Source organism: Frankia tisae (assembly GCF_025403405.1).
GTDB classification, from domain to species: domain Bacteria; phylum Actinomycetota; class Actinomycetes; order Frankiales; family Frankiaceae; genus Frankia; species Frankia tisai.
In genome coordinates, this window is sequence record NZ_JANEZT010000120.1 from 1 (window position 1) to 16,724 (window position 16,724).

Here is a 16,724-nt window from a genome sequence, read left to right on the forward strand (position 1 = left end):
GTGCAGAACCGGGCGGCGCTGCCGGTCCCGCTGCTCACCGCGAGCGCGGTGGGCGTCTCGACGACGTCGACTTCGGGTTTCGACTGGAGCGGCGGGATGCCGACCCAGAGCGGCACCGACTACACCGACCGGCTCGCGGTGCAGGGCACGGCCGCGTTGTCGACCTTCGTCATGCAGGCCCGCACGCTGGACGTCTACCTCGGGTCGTCGTCGGGACAGGTCGAGATCACCGTGTCCTCGCTGCGGGACCGGCGGACCTTCACCGTCCAGCTGCCGTCGACGCTGGTCGATGGTTCGGCGGACGCCCGAGTGAGCGTGTCGCTGCCGGCGGGTATCGGTGCCACCACTGTGTCGGTCTCCAGCGGAAGTTCCGCGGCGTGGACGCTCGCGGCCGCCGTGCTGCGGTGACGGTCTGTTGATTCCGGAGGGTTGTTGACGGGCAGTTGATGACAGGTCACCAGGCGGGCCGACGCACCGGCGGATCCGTCCGACCACCGCTACCTGGTAACCCGACGTTACGGCCAGCCGGCAATCCGGCAAGCCAGGCCCGGCTTTCGGACTTTCGAGTCCGAGTAATCACAACAAAATGTCTAGCCCATTCGGGTCATCCGCATCCGATCCCGAACAATATTAAAAATCTTGTCTCCGGCGGCAACCAAACGACACCTCCGAGACGACTGACCATATGAACGCCACACCGGCCCCCGCGCCAGGAGGTCCGGTCGGCGTTTCGGTCCGTTCGTCCGGCTAACCCCCCCCAGCCGAGCGAACGGGCCGCCACGCGGTACCGGGGCTGGCCGGTCAGGCCAAGGCCGGCCAGCCCCCTCGCACCCGCCCATGATGGTCGGCCAGCCGCCGTTGCGGCCGCCGCGACCTCGGGCCAGCCGAAGCACCCGCCACCCGGCCCGGCGATCCCACCACCGTCGGCGCCCCTCGCCCGGCCGAGTCCTCGATGGTGTGAACCTGGTTGCTGACACCTGGTCGCGACCTACGCGAACCGGACCCGGAGGGGTAGCGTCGACGGCGTGCGCCGGCTGTTGTTTGCACCCTCGTGGATAGCGCGTCATCTCCTCGCGCTCGCTCTGATCGCGCTGTTCATCCGCATGGGGGTGTGGCAGCTGACCAAGGGCGAGTCGGCGCAGGGCTCGTTGCAGAACCTCTTCTACGGGGTCGAGTGGCCGATCTTCGCCGTCTTCGTCGTGTACTGGTGGTACAAGATGATCAGGGAAGAGCTGGCCCCCACGGACCTCAGCGGTCCCCAGTGGGGCGCGGGCGGGCGGATCGCCCCCGAGGCGCCCTGGCGGCCGGAGCTGGACGGCCCGCGGATGTTGCCCCCCGGGTCGAGCTCCTCGCCCGAGGAGGACGAGGAGCTCGACGCCTACAACCGCTACCTCACCTCGCTGTACGAGCGCGACGTGCTGGTCGAGGCCCTGAAGCAGCTCGAACCCGGACAGCTCGGCCCCAAGCAGATCGACTCGAAGCAGATCAACGCGAAACAGATCAACGGAGCCCGCTGATGACCCCCGCCCCCTCCCGCACCGCCGGGGGACGTTCCGCCGCGCCGGCGGTCCGAGCCGCCCTGCTGCGGTACCGCGTAATCGCTTACGTCGTCGGCGTCGGCCTGATCCTGCTGGTCTGCGTCGGCATGCCACTGAAGTACGCCGGCGACAACGACGCCGTCGTCGCGACGGTCGGCCCGATCCACGGCGTGCTGTACGTGGTGTACCTCGCCTGCGCGTTCGACCTGGCAAGCCGCTGCCGGCTGTCGCTGCCGCGAACGATTCTGATCATGCTTGCGGGCACGATCCCGTTCCTGTCGTTCGTCGCCGAGCGCTGGGTCAGCGCCCTGGTCCGCCGCGAGCACCTCGCGGAACCGGCAGGCGCCAAGCCCGCCCGCCCCACCACCGGCGAGGCGGCTGAGGCCTCCGCCCGCTGACCGCTCACGGCCCCAGTGCGCTGCCCCGACCAGTGCGCTGCCCCGACCAGTGCGCTGGCCCCCACCAGTGCACTGTGCCAGGCCGGAAAGGCTGCGTGCCGCCGAGCCGGCAGCGTGGCCGTCACGCGCAGCCGGCCGGAGCCAGCCCCGGAGCCGTCGCCGCACCGGTGCGCTGGCGGACCGCCGCAAGCGCGGGGCGCCGCCGTCCGGCAGGCACAGCGACCGTGATGATCTCGCCGAGCCCGAGCCGCCGCAGCCGGGTCGGGCGGAACAGCCCGCCACCGGCGGCGGACAGCACCTGGTCGATCTCGGTGCCGAAGGCGAGCAGCCGCCCGTCCGACCAGGTGATCAGCTCGCTGCGGGCGCCCGGCGGTCGGGCGAGGACCAGCCGGGCCCGCGCCGGTTCCCAGACGACGGTGACGGTGCCGGCAGCGGGCCCCAGCAGGGCCCACCGACCACCGGCGCGGTAGACGGCGGCGGATGCCTGCGCCGACCGGCGGGCGCCGGCGGCCCACGGCGCAGGGTCGGCGATCACCACAAGTCCGGCGTCGTCGACGACGATCGGCGAGGTCGGGTCCGCGTCCGGATCCGCCGCACTCACCGCTCCGAACACCCCGTCGGTGTGCACCCCGCGCGCCGCGGGCAGCCCGGACGCGGAGGAGGCCAGCATCGTGGTGAGCACCGCCCGCCGCACGTCGACCCCATCCAACCGGACCAGCCCGCAGACCGTCATCGGCTCCTCCGTCCTCCCGCCCCGCCCGGACACGCGGCCCGCGACACACGGCCCGAGGCCGGCGCGCGAAGCACGACGCCCGGCGCCGTGGTGGGCTCGCGCCCCACGATCGGGCGCACGCGCCGCGATGGGCGGCCATGGGTGCTCCAGCGCCGGAACGTAGCAGTTCCGCGACCGTGTCGCCGGCCCGTTGACCGCAATCGCAGGCGCAGTCAGAAAACCGGCAGTCGAAGAAAGTTTCGGCCGTCCGGCAGGAAACACCGGCCGGGTCCGACGCCGCCCCCAATGGGACCGGTCAGGCGGCAACGGGACCGGTCAGTGGGCGCCGACGCCGGACTGCTCGGGTTCCCGCTTCACCCGCCGGGCGGCGATGACCGGATGGGCCGGACATTCGACCAGATGGTCGTCGAAGCCCTGCACACTCGGCCAGGACTGATGGCATGAACCGCAATGGGTCGTGGCCGGATCGGTCCACCGCGCATCGCAGCCGGCGCAACTGGCCGTAACCGCACTATGCGTGCCGGCCTCTGGCTGCCGACGGCGGGGCACCTGGATCGGCAGTGTCGGTTGCCGGCTGGACTGATCCGGGTCGGGGTGCAGGGTCACGGAAATCGCGCGGGGACGCCGAGACGAGGAGACGGCGGCCGGGATCGCGCGAGGGGATGTCGACCGACGGGGAGGCACCCGGCCATCCTGTCGCAGACCTGCACAAGCGTCACGCAACCGGCCGTCGAGTCTTCAGGGTGTTTGTCCAGTGCCAACGCTCCGGAGACGGCCAGGTCGGGACGATCCCGACCACTCCGGGCATCTCGCGCAACCTTTCGGGCCACTCAGGACAGGCGGCCTCGGCGGACATCATCAGGCACAGATATCACAATGCACGAACACTTGGCCATGTCACGGCGAACGACGGCACGATCGGCGCCGGTCGGACTGGCTACGGTTGCCCGTATGACGACCCCCTCGGTGGGACCCGACCCGGCGGACCCGGCGTCCGGGGGTGCCCGGATGGGCGTGGGCGCGCTGTTGCGGCAGTGGCGGGAACGACGCAGAGTCAGTCAACTCGAGCTAGCACTTCGGGCGGATAGCTCCGCCCGGCACATCAGTTTCGTCGAGACCGGCCGGGCCACGCCGAGCCGAGCCATGGTGCTGCGGCTCGCCGAACATCTCGACGTCCCGGTGCGGGACCGCAACGCGCTGCTGATCGCCGCCGGCTATGCCCCGGCCTATCCCGAGACCCCGCTGCACGACCCGGCGATGGCCACCGTGCGCACCGGGTTGGAGCAGCTGCTCGCCGCCTATGAGCCGAACCCCGCGCTGGTGCTCGACGGGCACTATGACGTTGCACTGACCAACCGCGCGGTGCTGGTTCTACTCACCGGCGTGCCGGCGGATCTGCTACGCCCACCGCTGAACGCGATGCGCCTCGCCCTGCACCCACGGGGGCTCGCGCCGCGGATCGTGAATCTGGCGGAATGGCGGGCGCACCTACTGGAGAGAATGCAGCGGGCCATGATTCTGCGCGGCTCGCCGACGCTGCGCGCGCTCTACGACGAGGTGGCCGCCTATCCCGTTCCCGACCGGCCGGCCGGTGACGATCCGGGTACGGACACAGGCGTGGGATCGGTAAATGCGGCGCCCCCGCCCGACGGGGCGCCGCCGGCGCTCGCGCTGCCGATGCGGATCGTCGTCGAGGGCCACCTGCTCACGCTCGTCTCGACACTGACGACGTTCAACACCCCGATGGACGTCACCGTCTCCGAGCTGGCGATCGAGACGTTCCTACCCGCCGACCCGGAGACAGCCAAGGCCCTCGCATCCCTCTGCGAGAGGCGGTGAACCGGCGGCCCGCCCGCACGCCGGACCACCGCCCCCGCGGTGCCGCCCGCCCGGCTACCCGGCCTCGGCGGGCACCCGGTCCAGAAAGCCGCTGACGGCACGGATCCGCCCGTCCTCGGCGAGGGTGAGCACGTCGAATCCGGCGACGGGCGCCGACCCGTCGGCCGGTGACGCCAGCTCCCAGCCGAACCGCACGACATCATGGTGGCCGTCGACGGTCCCGACCGGACGGAACGTGAAGCCCGGGAACTGCCGGTGCACCCCGGCGATCAGCTCGGCGATTCCATCCCGGCCGACGACCTCGGCCATCGGGTCGGTGTAGCGGCCGTCCGGCGTCCACGCCGCGCTGACCGCCGCCGCGATGCGGTCCGACTCGGTCGCGTTCCAGGCGGCGAAGTAACGTTCGACGGCCTCGGTGTGCACAGTCACAGCACTCATCTCCCTGCGGTTTCATCCCGGCGGATCCACCTGCCGCCGGGGTCGGCCATTCCGACCGGATCAGCGTCGCCGCCGACGGCGGACCCGTCGATTACCCCCGGGGTAAGGCGGTCGGCGACGCCGGGAGAGGATCGCGTACCGCCCCGACGGGAGCAACATCGGATGCTGGGCGCTGGAAGGCGTCGGCCCATGGCCGGTGGTCGAGCCGAGGCCTGATCGGCATCAGGACCGCCGCGCGGATGCCTTCGGGAATCGCGCAGGGCCCCTGGCAGTGCGGAACCCCTGGCAGTGCGGAGGGCGTGGGATTCGAACCCACGATGAGGATCACTCCCCATAGCGGTTTTCAAGACCGCCGCCATCGGCCACTAGGCGAGCCCTCCTACCTGGCGCTACGCCAGACAAGCGAGCTCATCCTACAAGATCCGATCATCGTCCGGCCGCCGCCTCGACGCGGCGCAGGGGCGCAGGGACGGCTACCGGTCGGAGACGCGGGTGGGACGGGGCCAGGGATAGCCGTTCTCGCTCTCGCAGGTGATGTTGAAGCGGCCGAGCAGGTCGGCGAAACATTGCCGGTCCTCGGCGGACCAGTTCCTGAGGACCTGGCCCAGCCCGCGCAGGACCACGTCGCGGTCGGCATGCAGGCGCTGCAGCCCCTGCGGCGTGACCGCCAGCTTGCGGGCCATCCCACCGTCGGGATCGGGGATGCGCTCGACCAGGTCGGCATGGAGCATCGCCGCGGCCTGCCGGTTGACGGTGGAGACATCGAGGGCGAAGGCGTCGGCGAGCTGCCCGATCGTCATCGGTCCCTCCGCCTCGATCCGGCTCAGCAGCAGGTACGCCGAACGGTCGAGGGTACGGCCGTGTTGCTTGTGGGTGGACGTGGGCAGGATGTGATGGCGGGCGAGCAGTAACAGCTCCCGCTCGATCTCCTGCAGGTCCTCGAGCACGCTCGCCTCCGCCGCGCATCCGGGCACCTATGCCCTCGTCTGACCGTGACCTTTATCCCAGGCTATGCGCAACACCGACGTCTGTGCACGGCACACATAGCATGTATGGTGCACATCAGCGATCGTCCGTGGCTCGCGAAACGATCTGACTCTCGCAACGATCTCGCACATCCCCCCTCGCAAACGACATGGTCGTGCCGCACCCGCAGTCACTCGCGGTCCGCGCGCAGACGGTCACCTTCCGTCGGTGCTCCTCGCCGTCATCCACCCGGAGGCTCCCATGGCACAGGCGTCCGCCGATCCGACCAGTCGACAGGAAGGCGCGCCCGCGCCCGGGCTGATGATCGGGGCCCTGGCCGCGGCCGGGGTCGTGGTCTCGGTCATGCACACCCTCGTGGTGCCGCTGATCTCGGATCTTCCCGAGCTGCTGCACTCATCCGCCTCGAACACGGCCTGGGTGGTGACCGCGACCCTGCTCGGCGCCGCGATCTCGACGCCGATCGTGGGCCGTCTCGGCGACATGTACGGCAAGAAGCGGATGATGATGGTCAGCCTGGTGCTGCTGATCATCGGTTCGATCGTCTGCGCGCTGAGCAGCGCGCTGCTGCCGGTGGTCGTCGGGCGTGCGCTGCAGGGTCTGGCGACGGGCCTGATCCCGCTGGGGATCAGCGTGATGCGTGACGAGCTCCCGCCCGAGAAGCTCGGCTCGGCCCTCGGGCTGATGAGCTCCTCGCTGGGCATCGGCGGCGCCCTCGGCGTCCCACTGTCGGCGATCATCGCCCAGCAGGTGAACTGGCACGTGCTGTTCTGGGGGGCGGCCGGGCTCGCGGTGCTGACCCTGCTGGTCATCTGGAAGGTGATCCCCGAGTCGCCGGTGGGCGACAAGACCCACGGTCGCTTCGACTTCGTCGGCGCCCTCGGGATGTCCGCCGGCGTGCTGTGCCTGCTGTTGGTCATCTCCAAGGGGAGCGACTGGGGCTGGACCAAGAGCACCACGCTGGGACTCGGCGTCGCCGCCGTCGTGATCCTGCTCGCCTGGGGCTTCTGGGAGCTGCGCACCCCGAGCCCGCTGGTCGACCTGCGGATCAGCGCCCGCCGTCAGGTCCTGATGACGAACCTGACCTCGGTCATCGTCGGATTCGCGATGTACGGCATGTCACTGATCATCCCGCAGCTCCTGCAGGCCCCCAAGGGCACGGGCTACGGGTTCGGCCAGTCGATGATCGTCGCGGGCCTGTGCTTCGCGCCGTTCGGCCTCGTGATGATGCTGGCCTCCCCGGTCACCGCCCGGCTCTCCGCGGCCTTCGGGTCCAAGGTCACCCTGATGATGGGTGCGGCGACGATCTCGGTCGGCTACGGGCTGGGTCTGGTGCTCATGAGCGAGGTCTGGGAGATCATCCTGCTCGCCTGCATCATCGGCCTCGGGGTCGCCCTGGCCTACGCGTCGATGCCCGCCCTGATCATGGCCGCCGTGCCGGCGAGCGAGACCGCCGCCGCCAACGGCCTGAACACCCTGATGCGCTCGCTCGGCACCTCGTCCTCCGCCGCGGTGGTCGGCGTGGTCCTCGCGCACATGACCACGACCTTCGCAGGCGTCGCGCTGCCGTCCGAGAGCGGCTTCCGGCTCGCGTTCGTCCTCGGCGCGGGGTCGGCCCTGCTCGCGCTGCTGCTGGCCACCTTCATCCCCGGCAGGCGGGCGAGCGCCGCGGTCGCCGTCCCCTCGCAGCGGGAGACCGCCGCCGCCACGAAGACCGTGGACGCGGTCCAGGCCTGACCGTAGGCGGGCGTCGGCGGCCGATCCACGTCATCCGCCGGCGCCCGTCGAACACCGGCCCCACTGAACACCGGCCCCGTCGAACACCGGCCCCGTCACGCCCACACCGCGTGCCGGGGCCGCGGTGTGGGCCCTCGCTCACCCGGGCATCTGGTCAGGGTGCGCAGACACGGCCAGCAGAACGGGCAACACGGACAGGGCCGCCGCCAGGACCGCACCCGGCCGGATCTCGACGACGCGACCGCCGACGCGGTGGGCCGGCTCAGCGAGGCCCTGGAGTGGGCGGAGCGAGCCCGCGGAGCCCTTTACGAGTTCCACCAGTTGTCCGGGCGCGCGGATCTCACCCTGATCGAGGCCATCAGCGGGCTGGAGGACGCCGGGCATCCGAGGATCGCCGCCAACATCCGCGAGGAGCTGTACGGCCGCAACGTGCTCGATGGACGCTGGACCTTCCAGATCGTCGAGGAGTACGACGAGCTGTACTACCGTCCGTTCGTCGAGGTGGACGAGGATGTTCGGCGGCGGCTCACCGACGGGATGCGCCACGTCCACGAGGCTCGGATGAAGGCACGGGAACGCGCCCGGGCCGGCCGGGACCTGTGGGGCCCCGGCGCCTGAGCGGCGGTGCCCGCCCCGGCGACCAGGGTGCGGGCCGTCCCGGCCAGCCGGGCCGTCAGGCGTCCCGACGCTTGGCCAGGATCAGCCCGATCACGAACAGGCCCACGCACACCGCGGCGTAGTACAGCAGCGAGCCCCAGGGCCCCAAGGGCATCCCCTCGATCGCCTCGGAGCCGTCGGAGGTCGCGGGCTCTCCGGCGACGATGAAGTTGGTAGCGACGGTGAACGGCAGCCAGTGCTGGAGGTGATCGCCGATCCGCGGGATCGCCGGCAGCAGGCTCTCCAGCAGGAGCAGGTAGATGAGTTCAATCACCACCGCCCCGGCGGACTGCCGGACGAGCAGCCCGATGGCGAGGGCCAGCACGGCGGACAGCAGGTAGAGCAGCCCGACGCCGAACACGCTGCGGTACTCCTGCGCCGTGTTGATCCCCAGCGGCGCGTCCGGCTGGATCAGCCTGGCGATGCCCCAGGACCCGACCGCGATGATCTCCCCGACGATTCCGGCCAGTAGCGCGACGACCACGGCCTTCGCGACCAGCGCCGACGTGCGGGTGGGGACGGCGAGGAAGGTCGCCCGAATGGTGCTGAACCGGTATTCGGTGGTGATCGCCAGCGTGGCCATCACCATCATCACCACGAGCCCGAGTTCGGAGGCGTCCTGGGTGACGACCGGGGTGAATTCGGACAGGTCGGAGGACTTCGTGGCCGCCGCGGAGATGGACGCCAGGCCCACGGTCAGGGCAGTTGCGATGATCATGCACCACCACGGCGAGCGGGTGGAGAACAGCTTGATGCGTTCGACGGTGAGCAGGCTCATCGCGCGTCGCCTCCCCGCGTCGCGTCCGCCGCAGCGGCCTCGGTCCTCCGCGCCGGCGGCCCGGTGAGCTGGGCCGGGGCAGTGGGCGTACCGGCGGGCGGCGGGCCGTTCCCCGAGCCCGCGAGCGCGCCGGCGTGGTACTCGACCTCGCCCCCGGTGAGCTGAATGAACGCCTGTTCCAGCGAGCCACGCTGGGCGGCCAGCTCGTGCAGCACCAGGCCGACCCGCCCGACCAGCTCGCCGATCTGTTCGGTGCTGCTGTTCGGTACCAGCAGCGCCGCCGGGCCGTCGTCACCGGCGGGCACGTCGCGGACGGCGAGCCCCTGACCGGTGAGCACCCCGTGCAGCCGCTCCATCTCGGGGCCGCGGACCCGGACCGCCGATTCGGATGCCATGTCGATGAAGGCCCGGGTGCTGGTCTGCGCGATGAGCCGGCCGCGCCCGATGACGATGAGCTCCTGGGCGGTCAGGGCCATCTCGGAGAGCAGGTGGCTGGAGACGAAGACCGTCCGGCCCTCGTCCGCGAGCCGGCGCATGAAGCGGCGGATCCAGAGGATCCCCTCCGGGTCCAGGCCGTTGACGGGCTCGTCGAACAGCAGAACGCCCGGATCGCCGAGCAGCGCCGTCGCGATTCCGAGCCGTTGTGCCATGCCGAGCGAGAAGCCGCCGGCGCGCTTGCCGGCCACGCCGGTCAGCCCGACGATCTCCAGCACCTCGTCGACCCGCTTCGCCGGAATCCGGTTGGACGCGGCCATCCAGCGCAGGTGAGAACGCGCCGAACGGTTGGGATGCACCCACTTCGCCTCGAGCAGCGCGCCCACCTCGCACAGCGGCTGCTTCAGCTCGGCGTACCGCCTGCCGTCGATGCGGACCGCACCCGCGCTCGGGTTGTCGAGTCCCAGGATCATGCGCATCGTGGTGGACTTCCCGGCGCCGTTGGGCCCCAGGAATCCGGTCACCTTGCCGGGCTGCACCGTGAAGGACAGGTCGTTGACGGCGACCGTGCGTCCATACCGCTTGATGAGCCCTTGTGCCTCGATCATTCGCCCCCTTTCGCCAGAGGTCGTTTCCGTAGTGCGGGGATGACCGGCCCCACGAGACCCCGATCACGCCGGCGCGCCGGCCACCCGAGGAATCGCCCCGGTGGGCATCATCGTCGTGCAGCCATCGCGGTCAGGCTAGTCATCGCACCCGGGGAACCATGTCGTCCTACCGACAGGGAAACAGGACTGCGGAGGCGGCTATCGGGCCAGCTCCCGCATCCGACCGGGGCGAGCCGGCCGGGCGGTCAGAGCACCCGTCGCCGGGCGAGGATCGCCTCGGCGAGCTCGGAGACCCGCCGACGCTCGTTGCGTGCGGTCTGCCGCAGAGTCTCGAACGCCGAGACCGAATCCGTCCTCCTCGTCGCCATGAGGTATCCGACTGCGCGCTCGATGGGAACGCGGTATTCCAACGCATACTGGAGCTGCCGGGCGAGTTTGTCATTGCGATCGGCGATGAGCCCGGCGAGCAGCAGGTTCTCGAGAACCGCGCCGAAGTGGACCATCGCGTCACGCTCGCTGTCGGTCCAGACACGCGGGGAGTCCGCGGCGACGTTGAGGGTGCCGATCGGGCCGCCACCGAGGCGCACCGGGATGCCGAGGACGGCATGTATCCCGCCGTCGAGGAGAGCGGGGACGACCCGCGGCCACCGGGTCTCCGCGGCCAGATCCTCGGACACGACGATCTCATCGGTGATGAACGACTCGACGCAGGGGCCCTCGCCGCACTCCTCCTGGACGCGTTCAAGCAGGGCCCCGCTGCTGTCGGCAGCGGCGATGCTGCGCAGCGCCCGGTCCGCATCGGCCAGCAGGACGCCCGCGCCGGCCAGGCCGAAGATCTCGGTGACGGCCCGCACGACCTCGCTGACCAGCTTGGCGAGTTCGACCTGGCTTGGCACCAGATGGTGCAGCCGGGCCAGACTGGCGTCCAGCAGCAGCTTGTCGATCTCCATCGTGGTTCCCCCGCAATTCCAGCGTGACCCGACCGCCGCAACCCCGGCTGTCCCATCCTGCCGGATCGCCTTGGGGGTTATCCCCCACTTGCCGCGAAAGGGGAGCGGGCGACTCGCAGCTAGTTACCGCTTGCCATGCCGCACCTACTGTACGAAACCAAGGTGCGCCCTGGGGCGTGCGGACCGTCGCGGAACCACGGACTCCCGCGGGGCTCCGCGCTGCTCAGTCATCGCCCGCCTCGTCGCGAGACCCGCGCGCGCCCGGCTCGCCGCTGCGGAGGTCGGCCGCGTCCGGCGCCTCGAGATCCGTCGGGCGGCGCGACGAGCGACGGCGACGCACCCCGACGTCGACCTGGCGGTGGACGGTCCCGTCGATTGCGGCCGACCGTTCGGCCGCAATCGACGAATTGATCATCCCGAGCAGACGGCTCCGCTCATCGGCGGACATCCCGGACATCAGGCTGACCACCAACTCCGACTCGCCGTCCACCGCGACCGCGAGCGACGTGGCGTCCGCGGGCGCGGCCAGCGGCGGCGGAGCCGACTCGCTCTTACGGGCGGCGGGGATCTCGGCAGTACCGCCGCCATGCTCGGAAACGCGCTGTTCAGAAACGCCTTCCGCGTCCGGGGACGGGGGGCCTGAAGTGGCTGCGGGCATGCGTCACTCTCCGTGACTCGGCCGCAGACACAGGGCAGGCGAATTGATCGGTTGCCAAAAGACTACCGCATGAGGTTCCCCTGGTCAGGGTGACGCAGGGCTGTGGATCGCACCCGCGAGACGGCCCCACTGCGCGAGCGGGAGCTGGGTGGGCGTCGAGGTCAGAACCTGCACGGCGACGTGATCCGCCCCCGCCTGCTGGTGCTCGGCGATCCGCCCGAGGACGGTGTCCAGGTCGCCCCAGGCGACCACGGCGTCGACGAGCCGGTCGGAGCCGCTCCCGGCCAGGTCGGCGTCGGTGAATCCGAGCCGGCGCAGGTTGTTGGCGTAGTTCGGCAGCCTGAGGTAGGGGGTGAGGCTCTGGCGAGCGACCGTGCGGGCGCTGCCGGGGTCGGTGTCGAGCACGACCATCTGCTCGGGTGCGAGCAGCGCACCCGGTCCCATGATCTCCCGCGCCCGCCGGGTGTGTTCGGGCGTGACGAGGTAGGGCAGGGCACCAAGGGTGCGCCGGGACGCGATCTCCAGCATCCGGGGACCGAGTGCGGCCAGCGCCTGGTCGGACCGGGGCACCCCGAGCTCGTCGAGTGTGTCCAGATAGTCGAGAAGGACCTCGACCGGCCGCTCCCAGCGGCGACCCGTCACCTTCTCCACCGGGTCCCGGTGCCCGACGCCGAACCCGAGCAGCAGCCGGTCGGGATGAGCCTTGGCGAGCATCGCGTAGTGGTCGGCGACGATGTCGGCCTTCTCGGTCCAGATGTTCAGGATGCTCGTGCCGACCACGAGCCCTTCGGTGCCATCCAGGATCGCGGCGGGAAGCTCCAGATCCCCGCTGGCACTGCCGATCCACACTGTCGGGATACCCATCGCCGCCACTTCGGCGGCGACCTCCGCCCGCGACCGGACGTCCGTCGGCCATTGCCGCTGGGCTGCCCAAAGCCCGATCCTGCCGACTTCAAGTACCACGACGAGCCCCTTCCGCGCAGGGAACTGCGGCTGTCCGCACCATTACCCGTACACCATTGCTACCCCGTGACCGCACCCGCTATGTCGGCAGGTTTCCCCGAACTGCGCGGCAACGCCGGGAGGACGGCCCATGTGGGCGGCAGCTGACGGACATGCCCGCCGAAACACCGCACCGCGACCACACCGTGACCACACCGTGACCACACCGTGACCACACCGCGGCGGCCGAGGCGCCGCGGCTTGGTCTGCCGGTGACGCCGCCCCGGGGTCAGCCGGAGATCGGCAGATCGGGCACCGATGTGGTCTGCGACACGGCCGCCTCGGGCCGCAGATCCTCCAGGGAAAGCTGGTGGGCGGGCGGGCCCTCGAGCACGATCCGCGAGGTCACCGTGAGATCGGCCGCGACGTGGAGCAGTTCGCCGCTGTCCATCAGGCGCCAGCGCGGATCCTCGTCCATCCGCTCGCTTTCGACCACGACCGCGGGCTCGTCGCGCAGGTCGAGGGAGCGGACCCGGATCTCGCTGAACGGGCTTGCATGGTCGAGGTGGCGGTCGTTGCGTCCGCCGGCGCCGCGCTGGAGCACATACAGGCCGTTGGTGTCCGGGTAGCGCAGCGCCCACAGCTCCCGGTCGGTGATGAGGATCATGTTGATGGAGTAAAGGGGGAGGTTCTGCGCGACCCAGCGCGCGGCCGCGGCGATGCCCTCCCCCACGTCCCCGTCGTGCGCGTCGATCTCCCGGGTGACCAGCGCGAAGAAGCGCTCGGAGTCGGTGTCGCCGAGCACCGGCAGGCCGGCCGTGCCGAGCTCCGCGTCCAGTTTGTCCAGGCCCTCGATCACCCCGTTGTGGGCGAAGATCCGCCCGTCGCGGACGAACGGGTGCGTGTTGGCGTCGCTGGCCTGACCGGTGGAGGCGTGCCGCACATGCGCGACGAAGGTCGACGAGATGACGTCCTGGGCCTCCCGAGCGAACGCCGTGTCCGTGCGACTGCGGATCGCCTGCCTCACCACCTGTGGGGCCCCGCCCGCGTCAAAGGCACCAAGCCCGGCGCCGTCCGGCGTCCGCAGCGTGGCCGCGCGCGGGCTGTCGGGCGCGTCCAGCAGCCAGAACGTGGCCTTGATCCGCTTCGGACCACTACTCATCGCGAACAGGTGGCACATCGACGCCCTCCCTCACATTCTCGACGGCCCCGGTCACCGGCCGGGGCCCGGCTCACCGAGGCACGCGGGCTCCAGCGGCCCGGGCGCAGCGATGGCCGTCGGTGGAGCGAAAAGGGCAACGCTACCTCCGGCCCGAAGCGCTGGCGATCGGTTCGGCGCCCAGGATCGACGACTGACGACACGTTTGGTGCAGTTCCCGCGAATGTCCTGTGCCCAGCATCGGCCCCGTCACTCCCGGTGCATGCGGCACGTTCCACGCCGGAGTCCGGCGGCCGCGGTGGCGTAGCAGAGCGGTAGGGATGACCGTATTGTTGTTTCGTTCCGTTTCGTTTTGCCAACACAACGGCGGAGGTAGCCGGATGGCGCTGGCGCGCTGCGGCCCTGCCGCGGCACCCATGGCGATGACAGCGGGGGCGTGGGCAACATAACCACCCGGCCTTCCTGATCAACAGGGCCGCCGCCGGAAACCGTCTCCGTGTTGCGCTTAACACCGTGGGCGCCCCAACTTTAACCGCAAGTTCGGACAGAAGGCCGACTCCCGGCGGATCGCCACACGGTATCGGACCTGCCCGGACAATATCGGCATGGGCTCGCGTTACGCAATTTCACCGCACTCACCGGACCACCAAGGGAGAATCGCCGGACGTTCGACGACAATCACCTGTCCGGGTCATGTCCGCGGTAACGTATTCCCATCATTCCCGCATGCTTCGGTGACCGGACCGATGGAAACGGAGACGCATGGCGGATTCGGTCCGATCGCTACGCGCCCTGTGCATCCTGTTCTTCTGCGAGCAGTACCCGCCGGTCGTCTGGGACGGCGCGGGCAGCTACACGGCGACGCTGGCCGTCGCGCTCGCCCAGCTCGGGCACGAGGTGCACGTGCTCTGCGCCCAGGGTCACCGGATCGTCGACTCCGTGCAGGACGGGGTCCACGTGCACCGGCGGCCGCTGCTGCGGGTTCCGGTCAGCCGCGGGTTGGGCCCGGTCGGGGCGCGGCTGCGCGGGCCCCTCTACCCGCGGGACTCGATCACGCTGCGCGTCAGTCTGCCGCTGTCCTACAGCTTCTGGATGCGCCGCCTCGGCCTGCACCCGGACGTGATCGAGACGCAGGACGGTGAGACCCGCGGCCTGGTCCAGGCGCTGTACCGCACCCGCCCGCTCGCCGTCCACCTGCACTGCCCGACCATGCTCGCCGTCCAGCTCGTCGGCCAGCCCATCGGGTACAAGGGCCGGCTCGCCGACCGGCTCGACAGGGTTTCCGTCGATCTCGCCGCTGTGGTGACCTCCCCGTCGCAGCTACTCGTCGACACCCTGCGCGAACGCGGCTGGTTGGGCCGACGCGCCGTGGAGGTGATCCCGAACCCGTTCGACGCCAGCCCCTGGCTCGACTTTCCGGACGTCGCCGGCACGGCACCGATGATCGCGACGGTCGGCCGCCTGGAGGCGTACAAGGGAGTGGACGTCCTGCTCGACGCGTCCGCGCGGCTCAACCGCGCGGGCATCACCCACCGGCTGGTACTCGCCGGCCGCCCCGCCGGCCTGATCGGCGGCACCCCCGCCGGCACCTGGCTCGCCCGGCGGGCGCGCGAGCTCGGCCTGGACATCGAGTTCCCCGGCCATCTGTCCGGCGCCGAGGTCCGCGACCTCTACCGGCGGGCGCGCGCCGTCGCCGTGCCCAGCCGCTTCGAGAGTTTCTCGATCGCCGCCGTCGAGGCGATGGCCGCCGGGCGGCCGGTGGTCACCACGACCCGGACCGGCGTGGCGCCGTTCGTCGAACGCTGGGGGTCCGGGATCGCGGTCCCGCCCGACGACGCCGAGGCGCTGGCCGCCGCGCTCGCCCCGTTCCTGCTCGACCCCGCGCGCGCCGCCGCCTGCGGCGCCCGGGGCCGGCTCGGCGTGGCGGAGATCGACCCGGCGGCGATCGCCCGCCGCAAGGAGGACGCCTACCGCCGCGGCATCGCCCAGTTCGCGGCATCCACCGGACCCCGCGGCGACACGGCCGGGCGCATTCCGACCCCCCGTGCCCGGCGGTCCTACCCCGACGGGTTCGGTAGGCCGAACACCAGCTCACGGAGCTCGCCGACGGTGGGCAGCGCCTCGTAGGCACCGACCCGGCTGACCGTGAGCGCCGCGGCGGCCTGCGCGTGGCGGACGGCGGTGGCCAGGTCCGCGCCTGCCACCAGGCGGGCGGCGAGCATCGCGGTGAAGGCGTCGCTGGCCCCGGTTGTGTCGATCACTCTCGCCGCGACGGCGGGGTGGACAGTCGTCGCGCCGCCGGTCCGCACCACACATCCTCGTTCGCCGTGGGTGACGCAGACGGTCGGGACGCCGAGCGTCTCGCAGATCGCCTCGGCGAGGCGACCGGCGGGCCCGCGGGCGGCGGCCCGCCCAGCAAGCAGCGCGCGAGCCTCGGCCTCGTTGGGGACGAGGAGGTCGACCTGCTCCCACGGAACGGTCCCGATGGCTGCCGGGTCGGCTGGCGCCGGCGCCGGGTTGACGACAACCCGCATGGCGGCCTTGGCGGCGGCGGCGATGAGATCCGGAGCCCGTTCGGCGAACTCGAACGTCACCAGCGCCGCGTCGGCCGGGCCGCACGTCGCCGCCGCGGCCTGGACCTGGTCGGGGGTGACGGCCAACGCATCGGGAACTCGCCACACGACCGCCTTCTCGCCGTCGTCCCGAACGTGAACGACGCAGACGGGCGTCGGGGCATCCGGGATGACCGCCATCGCCGACACGTCGACCCCCTCGCCGACCAGAGCCGCCCGGACGGCCGCGCCCACCACGTCGGCTCCCACCGCCCCCACCGCGGCGACCTGCGCGCCGCGGTGGGGGCGGTGGGAGCC

At 71.2% G+C, this 16,724-nt stretch carries 17 protein-coding genes, 1 tRNA gene and 1 pseudogene; 7 read left to right on the forward strand and 12 right to left on the reverse strand.

Translation table 11 applies throughout. The features are described from left to right. From NBZ85_RS13610 to NBZ85_RS13620, 3 genes and pseudogenes are all read left to right on the forward strand, one after another. Nucleotides 1–408: pseudogene (locus NBZ85_RS13610) on the forward strand (hypothetical protein); the annotation flags it as partial. A gap of 629 nt (nt 409–1,037) precedes the next feature. After that, the gene (locus NBZ85_RS13615) at nt 1,038–1,517 is read left to right on the forward strand and encodes a hypothetical protein (RefSeq protein ID WP_261560667.1); all 480 of its coding nucleotides are present in this window, start codon (nt 1,038–1,040) and stop codon (nt 1,515–1,517) included. After that, complete coding sequence (locus NBZ85_RS13620) at nt 1,517–1,936, forward strand: DUF3817 domain-containing protein (protein ID WP_261560668.1); 420 nt, start codon at nt 1,517–1,519, stop codon at nt 1,934–1,936. Before NBZ85_RS13615 ends, NBZ85_RS13620 begins: the two co-directional genes overlap by 1 nt. A gap of 121 nt (nt 1,937–2,057) precedes the next feature. On the opposite strand, the gene NBZ85_RS13625 is transcribed toward NBZ85_RS13620, so the two are convergent. Both NBZ85_RS13625 and NBZ85_RS33760 read right to left on the reverse strand, forming a co-directional pair. Next, nucleotides 2,058–2,669 carry a hypothetical protein gene (locus NBZ85_RS13625; protein ID WP_261557482.1) on the reverse strand — a complete coding sequence of 204 codons (612 nt, stop codon included), beginning with the start codon at nt 2,667–2,669 and terminating at the stop codon, nt 2,058–2,060. Nucleotides 2,670–2,984: 315 nt separating this feature from the next. Continuing rightward, on the reverse strand, nt 2,985–3,353 hold the full coding sequence (locus NBZ85_RS33760; protein ID WP_438803080.1) for an FDXHR family putative zinc-binding protein: 369 nt from the start codon (nt 3,351–3,353) through the stop codon (nt 2,985–2,987). Nucleotides 3,354–3,620: 267 nt separating this feature from the next. On the opposite strand from NBZ85_RS33760, the gene NBZ85_RS13630 reads away from it, so the two are divergent. Then, nucleotides 3,621–4,508 carry a helix-turn-helix domain-containing protein gene (locus tag NBZ85_RS13630; protein ID WP_261557483.1) on the forward strand — a complete coding sequence of 296 codons (888 nt, stop codon included), beginning with the start codon at nt 3,621–3,623 and terminating at the stop codon, nt 4,506–4,508. 54 nt (nt 4,509–4,562) lie between these two features. Here the strand turns inward: NBZ85_RS13630 and NBZ85_RS13635 are convergent, their stop codons facing one another. From NBZ85_RS13635 to NBZ85_RS13645, 3 genes are all read right to left on the reverse strand, one after another. Next, the gene (locus NBZ85_RS13635) at nt 4,563–4,937 is read right to left on the reverse strand and encodes a nuclear transport factor 2 family protein (RefSeq protein WP_261562020.1); all 375 of its coding nucleotides are present in this window, start codon (nt 4,935–4,937) and stop codon (nt 4,563–4,565) included. A gap of 300 nt (nt 4,938–5,237) precedes the next feature. After that, a tRNA-Ser gene (locus NBZ85_RS13640) sits at nt 5,238–5,326 on the reverse strand. Nucleotides 5,327–5,419: 93 nt separating this feature from the next. Then, nucleotides 5,420–5,893, reverse strand: a complete 474-nt coding sequence (locus NBZ85_RS13645) for a MarR family winged helix-turn-helix transcriptional regulator (RefSeq protein WP_261562021.1) — start codon at nt 5,891–5,893, stop codon at nt 5,420–5,422. Nucleotides 5,894–6,173: 280 nt separating this feature from the next. Here NBZ85_RS13645 and NBZ85_RS13650 point away from each other — a divergent pair, with 280 nt between their 5' ends. Beyond that, the gene (locus NBZ85_RS13650) at nt 6,174–7,667 is read left to right on the forward strand and encodes an MFS transporter (RefSeq protein WP_261557486.1); all 1,494 of its coding nucleotides are present in this window, start codon (nt 6,174–6,176) and stop codon (nt 7,665–7,667) included. A gap of 159 nt (nt 7,668–7,826) precedes the next feature. Then, the gene (locus tag NBZ85_RS13655) at nt 7,827–8,285 is read left to right on the forward strand and encodes a hypothetical protein (RefSeq protein WP_261562022.1); all 459 of its coding nucleotides are present in this window, start codon (nt 7,827–7,829) and stop codon (nt 8,283–8,285) included. 55 nt (nt 8,286–8,340) lie between these two features. On the opposite strand, the gene NBZ85_RS13660 is transcribed toward NBZ85_RS13655, so the two are convergent. The 6 genes from NBZ85_RS13660 to NBZ85_RS13685 form a co-directional block, all read right to left on the reverse strand. After that, entirely contained in the window at nt 8,341–9,102 is a 762-nt protein-coding gene (locus NBZ85_RS13660; protein ID WP_261562023.1) for a hypothetical protein, read from the reverse strand. Beyond that, complete coding sequence (locus NBZ85_RS13665; RefSeq protein WP_261557489.1) at nt 9,099–10,145, reverse strand: ATP-binding cassette domain-containing protein; 1,047 nt, start codon at nt 10,143–10,145, stop codon at nt 9,099–9,101. Before NBZ85_RS13665 ends, NBZ85_RS13660 begins: the two co-directional genes overlap by 4 nt. 245 nt (nt 10,146–10,390) lie before the next feature. Next, the gene (locus NBZ85_RS13670) at nt 10,391–11,095 is read right to left on the reverse strand and encodes a GAF and ANTAR domain-containing protein (RefSeq protein WP_261557490.1); all 705 of its coding nucleotides are present in this window, start codon (nt 11,093–11,095) and stop codon (nt 10,391–10,393) included. 223 nt (nt 11,096–11,318) lie between these two features. Beyond that, nucleotides 11,319–11,567 (reverse strand): hypothetical protein, encoded by a 249-nt coding sequence (locus NBZ85_RS13675; protein WP_261562024.1) that lies wholly within the window; start codon nt 11,565–11,567, stop codon nt 11,319–11,321. Nucleotides 11,568–11,837: 270 nt separating this feature from the next. After that, nucleotides 11,838–12,716, reverse strand: a complete 879-nt coding sequence (locus NBZ85_RS13680) for an LLM class F420-dependent oxidoreductase (protein WP_261557493.1) — start codon at nt 12,714–12,716, stop codon at nt 11,838–11,840. A gap of 268 nt (nt 12,717–12,984) precedes the next feature. Continuing rightward, the gene (locus NBZ85_RS13685) at nt 12,985–13,875 is read right to left on the reverse strand and encodes a class II glutamine amidotransferase (RefSeq protein ID WP_261562025.1); all 891 of its coding nucleotides are present in this window, start codon (nt 13,873–13,875) and stop codon (nt 12,985–12,987) included. 741 nt (nt 13,876–14,616) lie between these two features. Here NBZ85_RS13685 and NBZ85_RS13690 point away from each other — a divergent pair. Beyond that, nucleotides 14,617–15,981, forward strand: a complete 1,365-nt coding sequence (locus NBZ85_RS13690) for a glycosyltransferase family 4 protein (RefSeq protein ID WP_261557497.1) — start codon at nt 14,617–14,619, stop codon at nt 15,979–15,981. Here the strand turns inward: NBZ85_RS13690 and NBZ85_RS13695 are convergent. Next, the coding region (locus NBZ85_RS13695) for a PfkB family carbohydrate kinase (RefSeq protein WP_261562026.1) at nt 15,912–16,724 on the reverse strand (813 nt) is incomplete at its 5' end. The two genes, NBZ85_RS13690 and NBZ85_RS13695, sit on opposite strands and share 70 nt — an antisense overlap.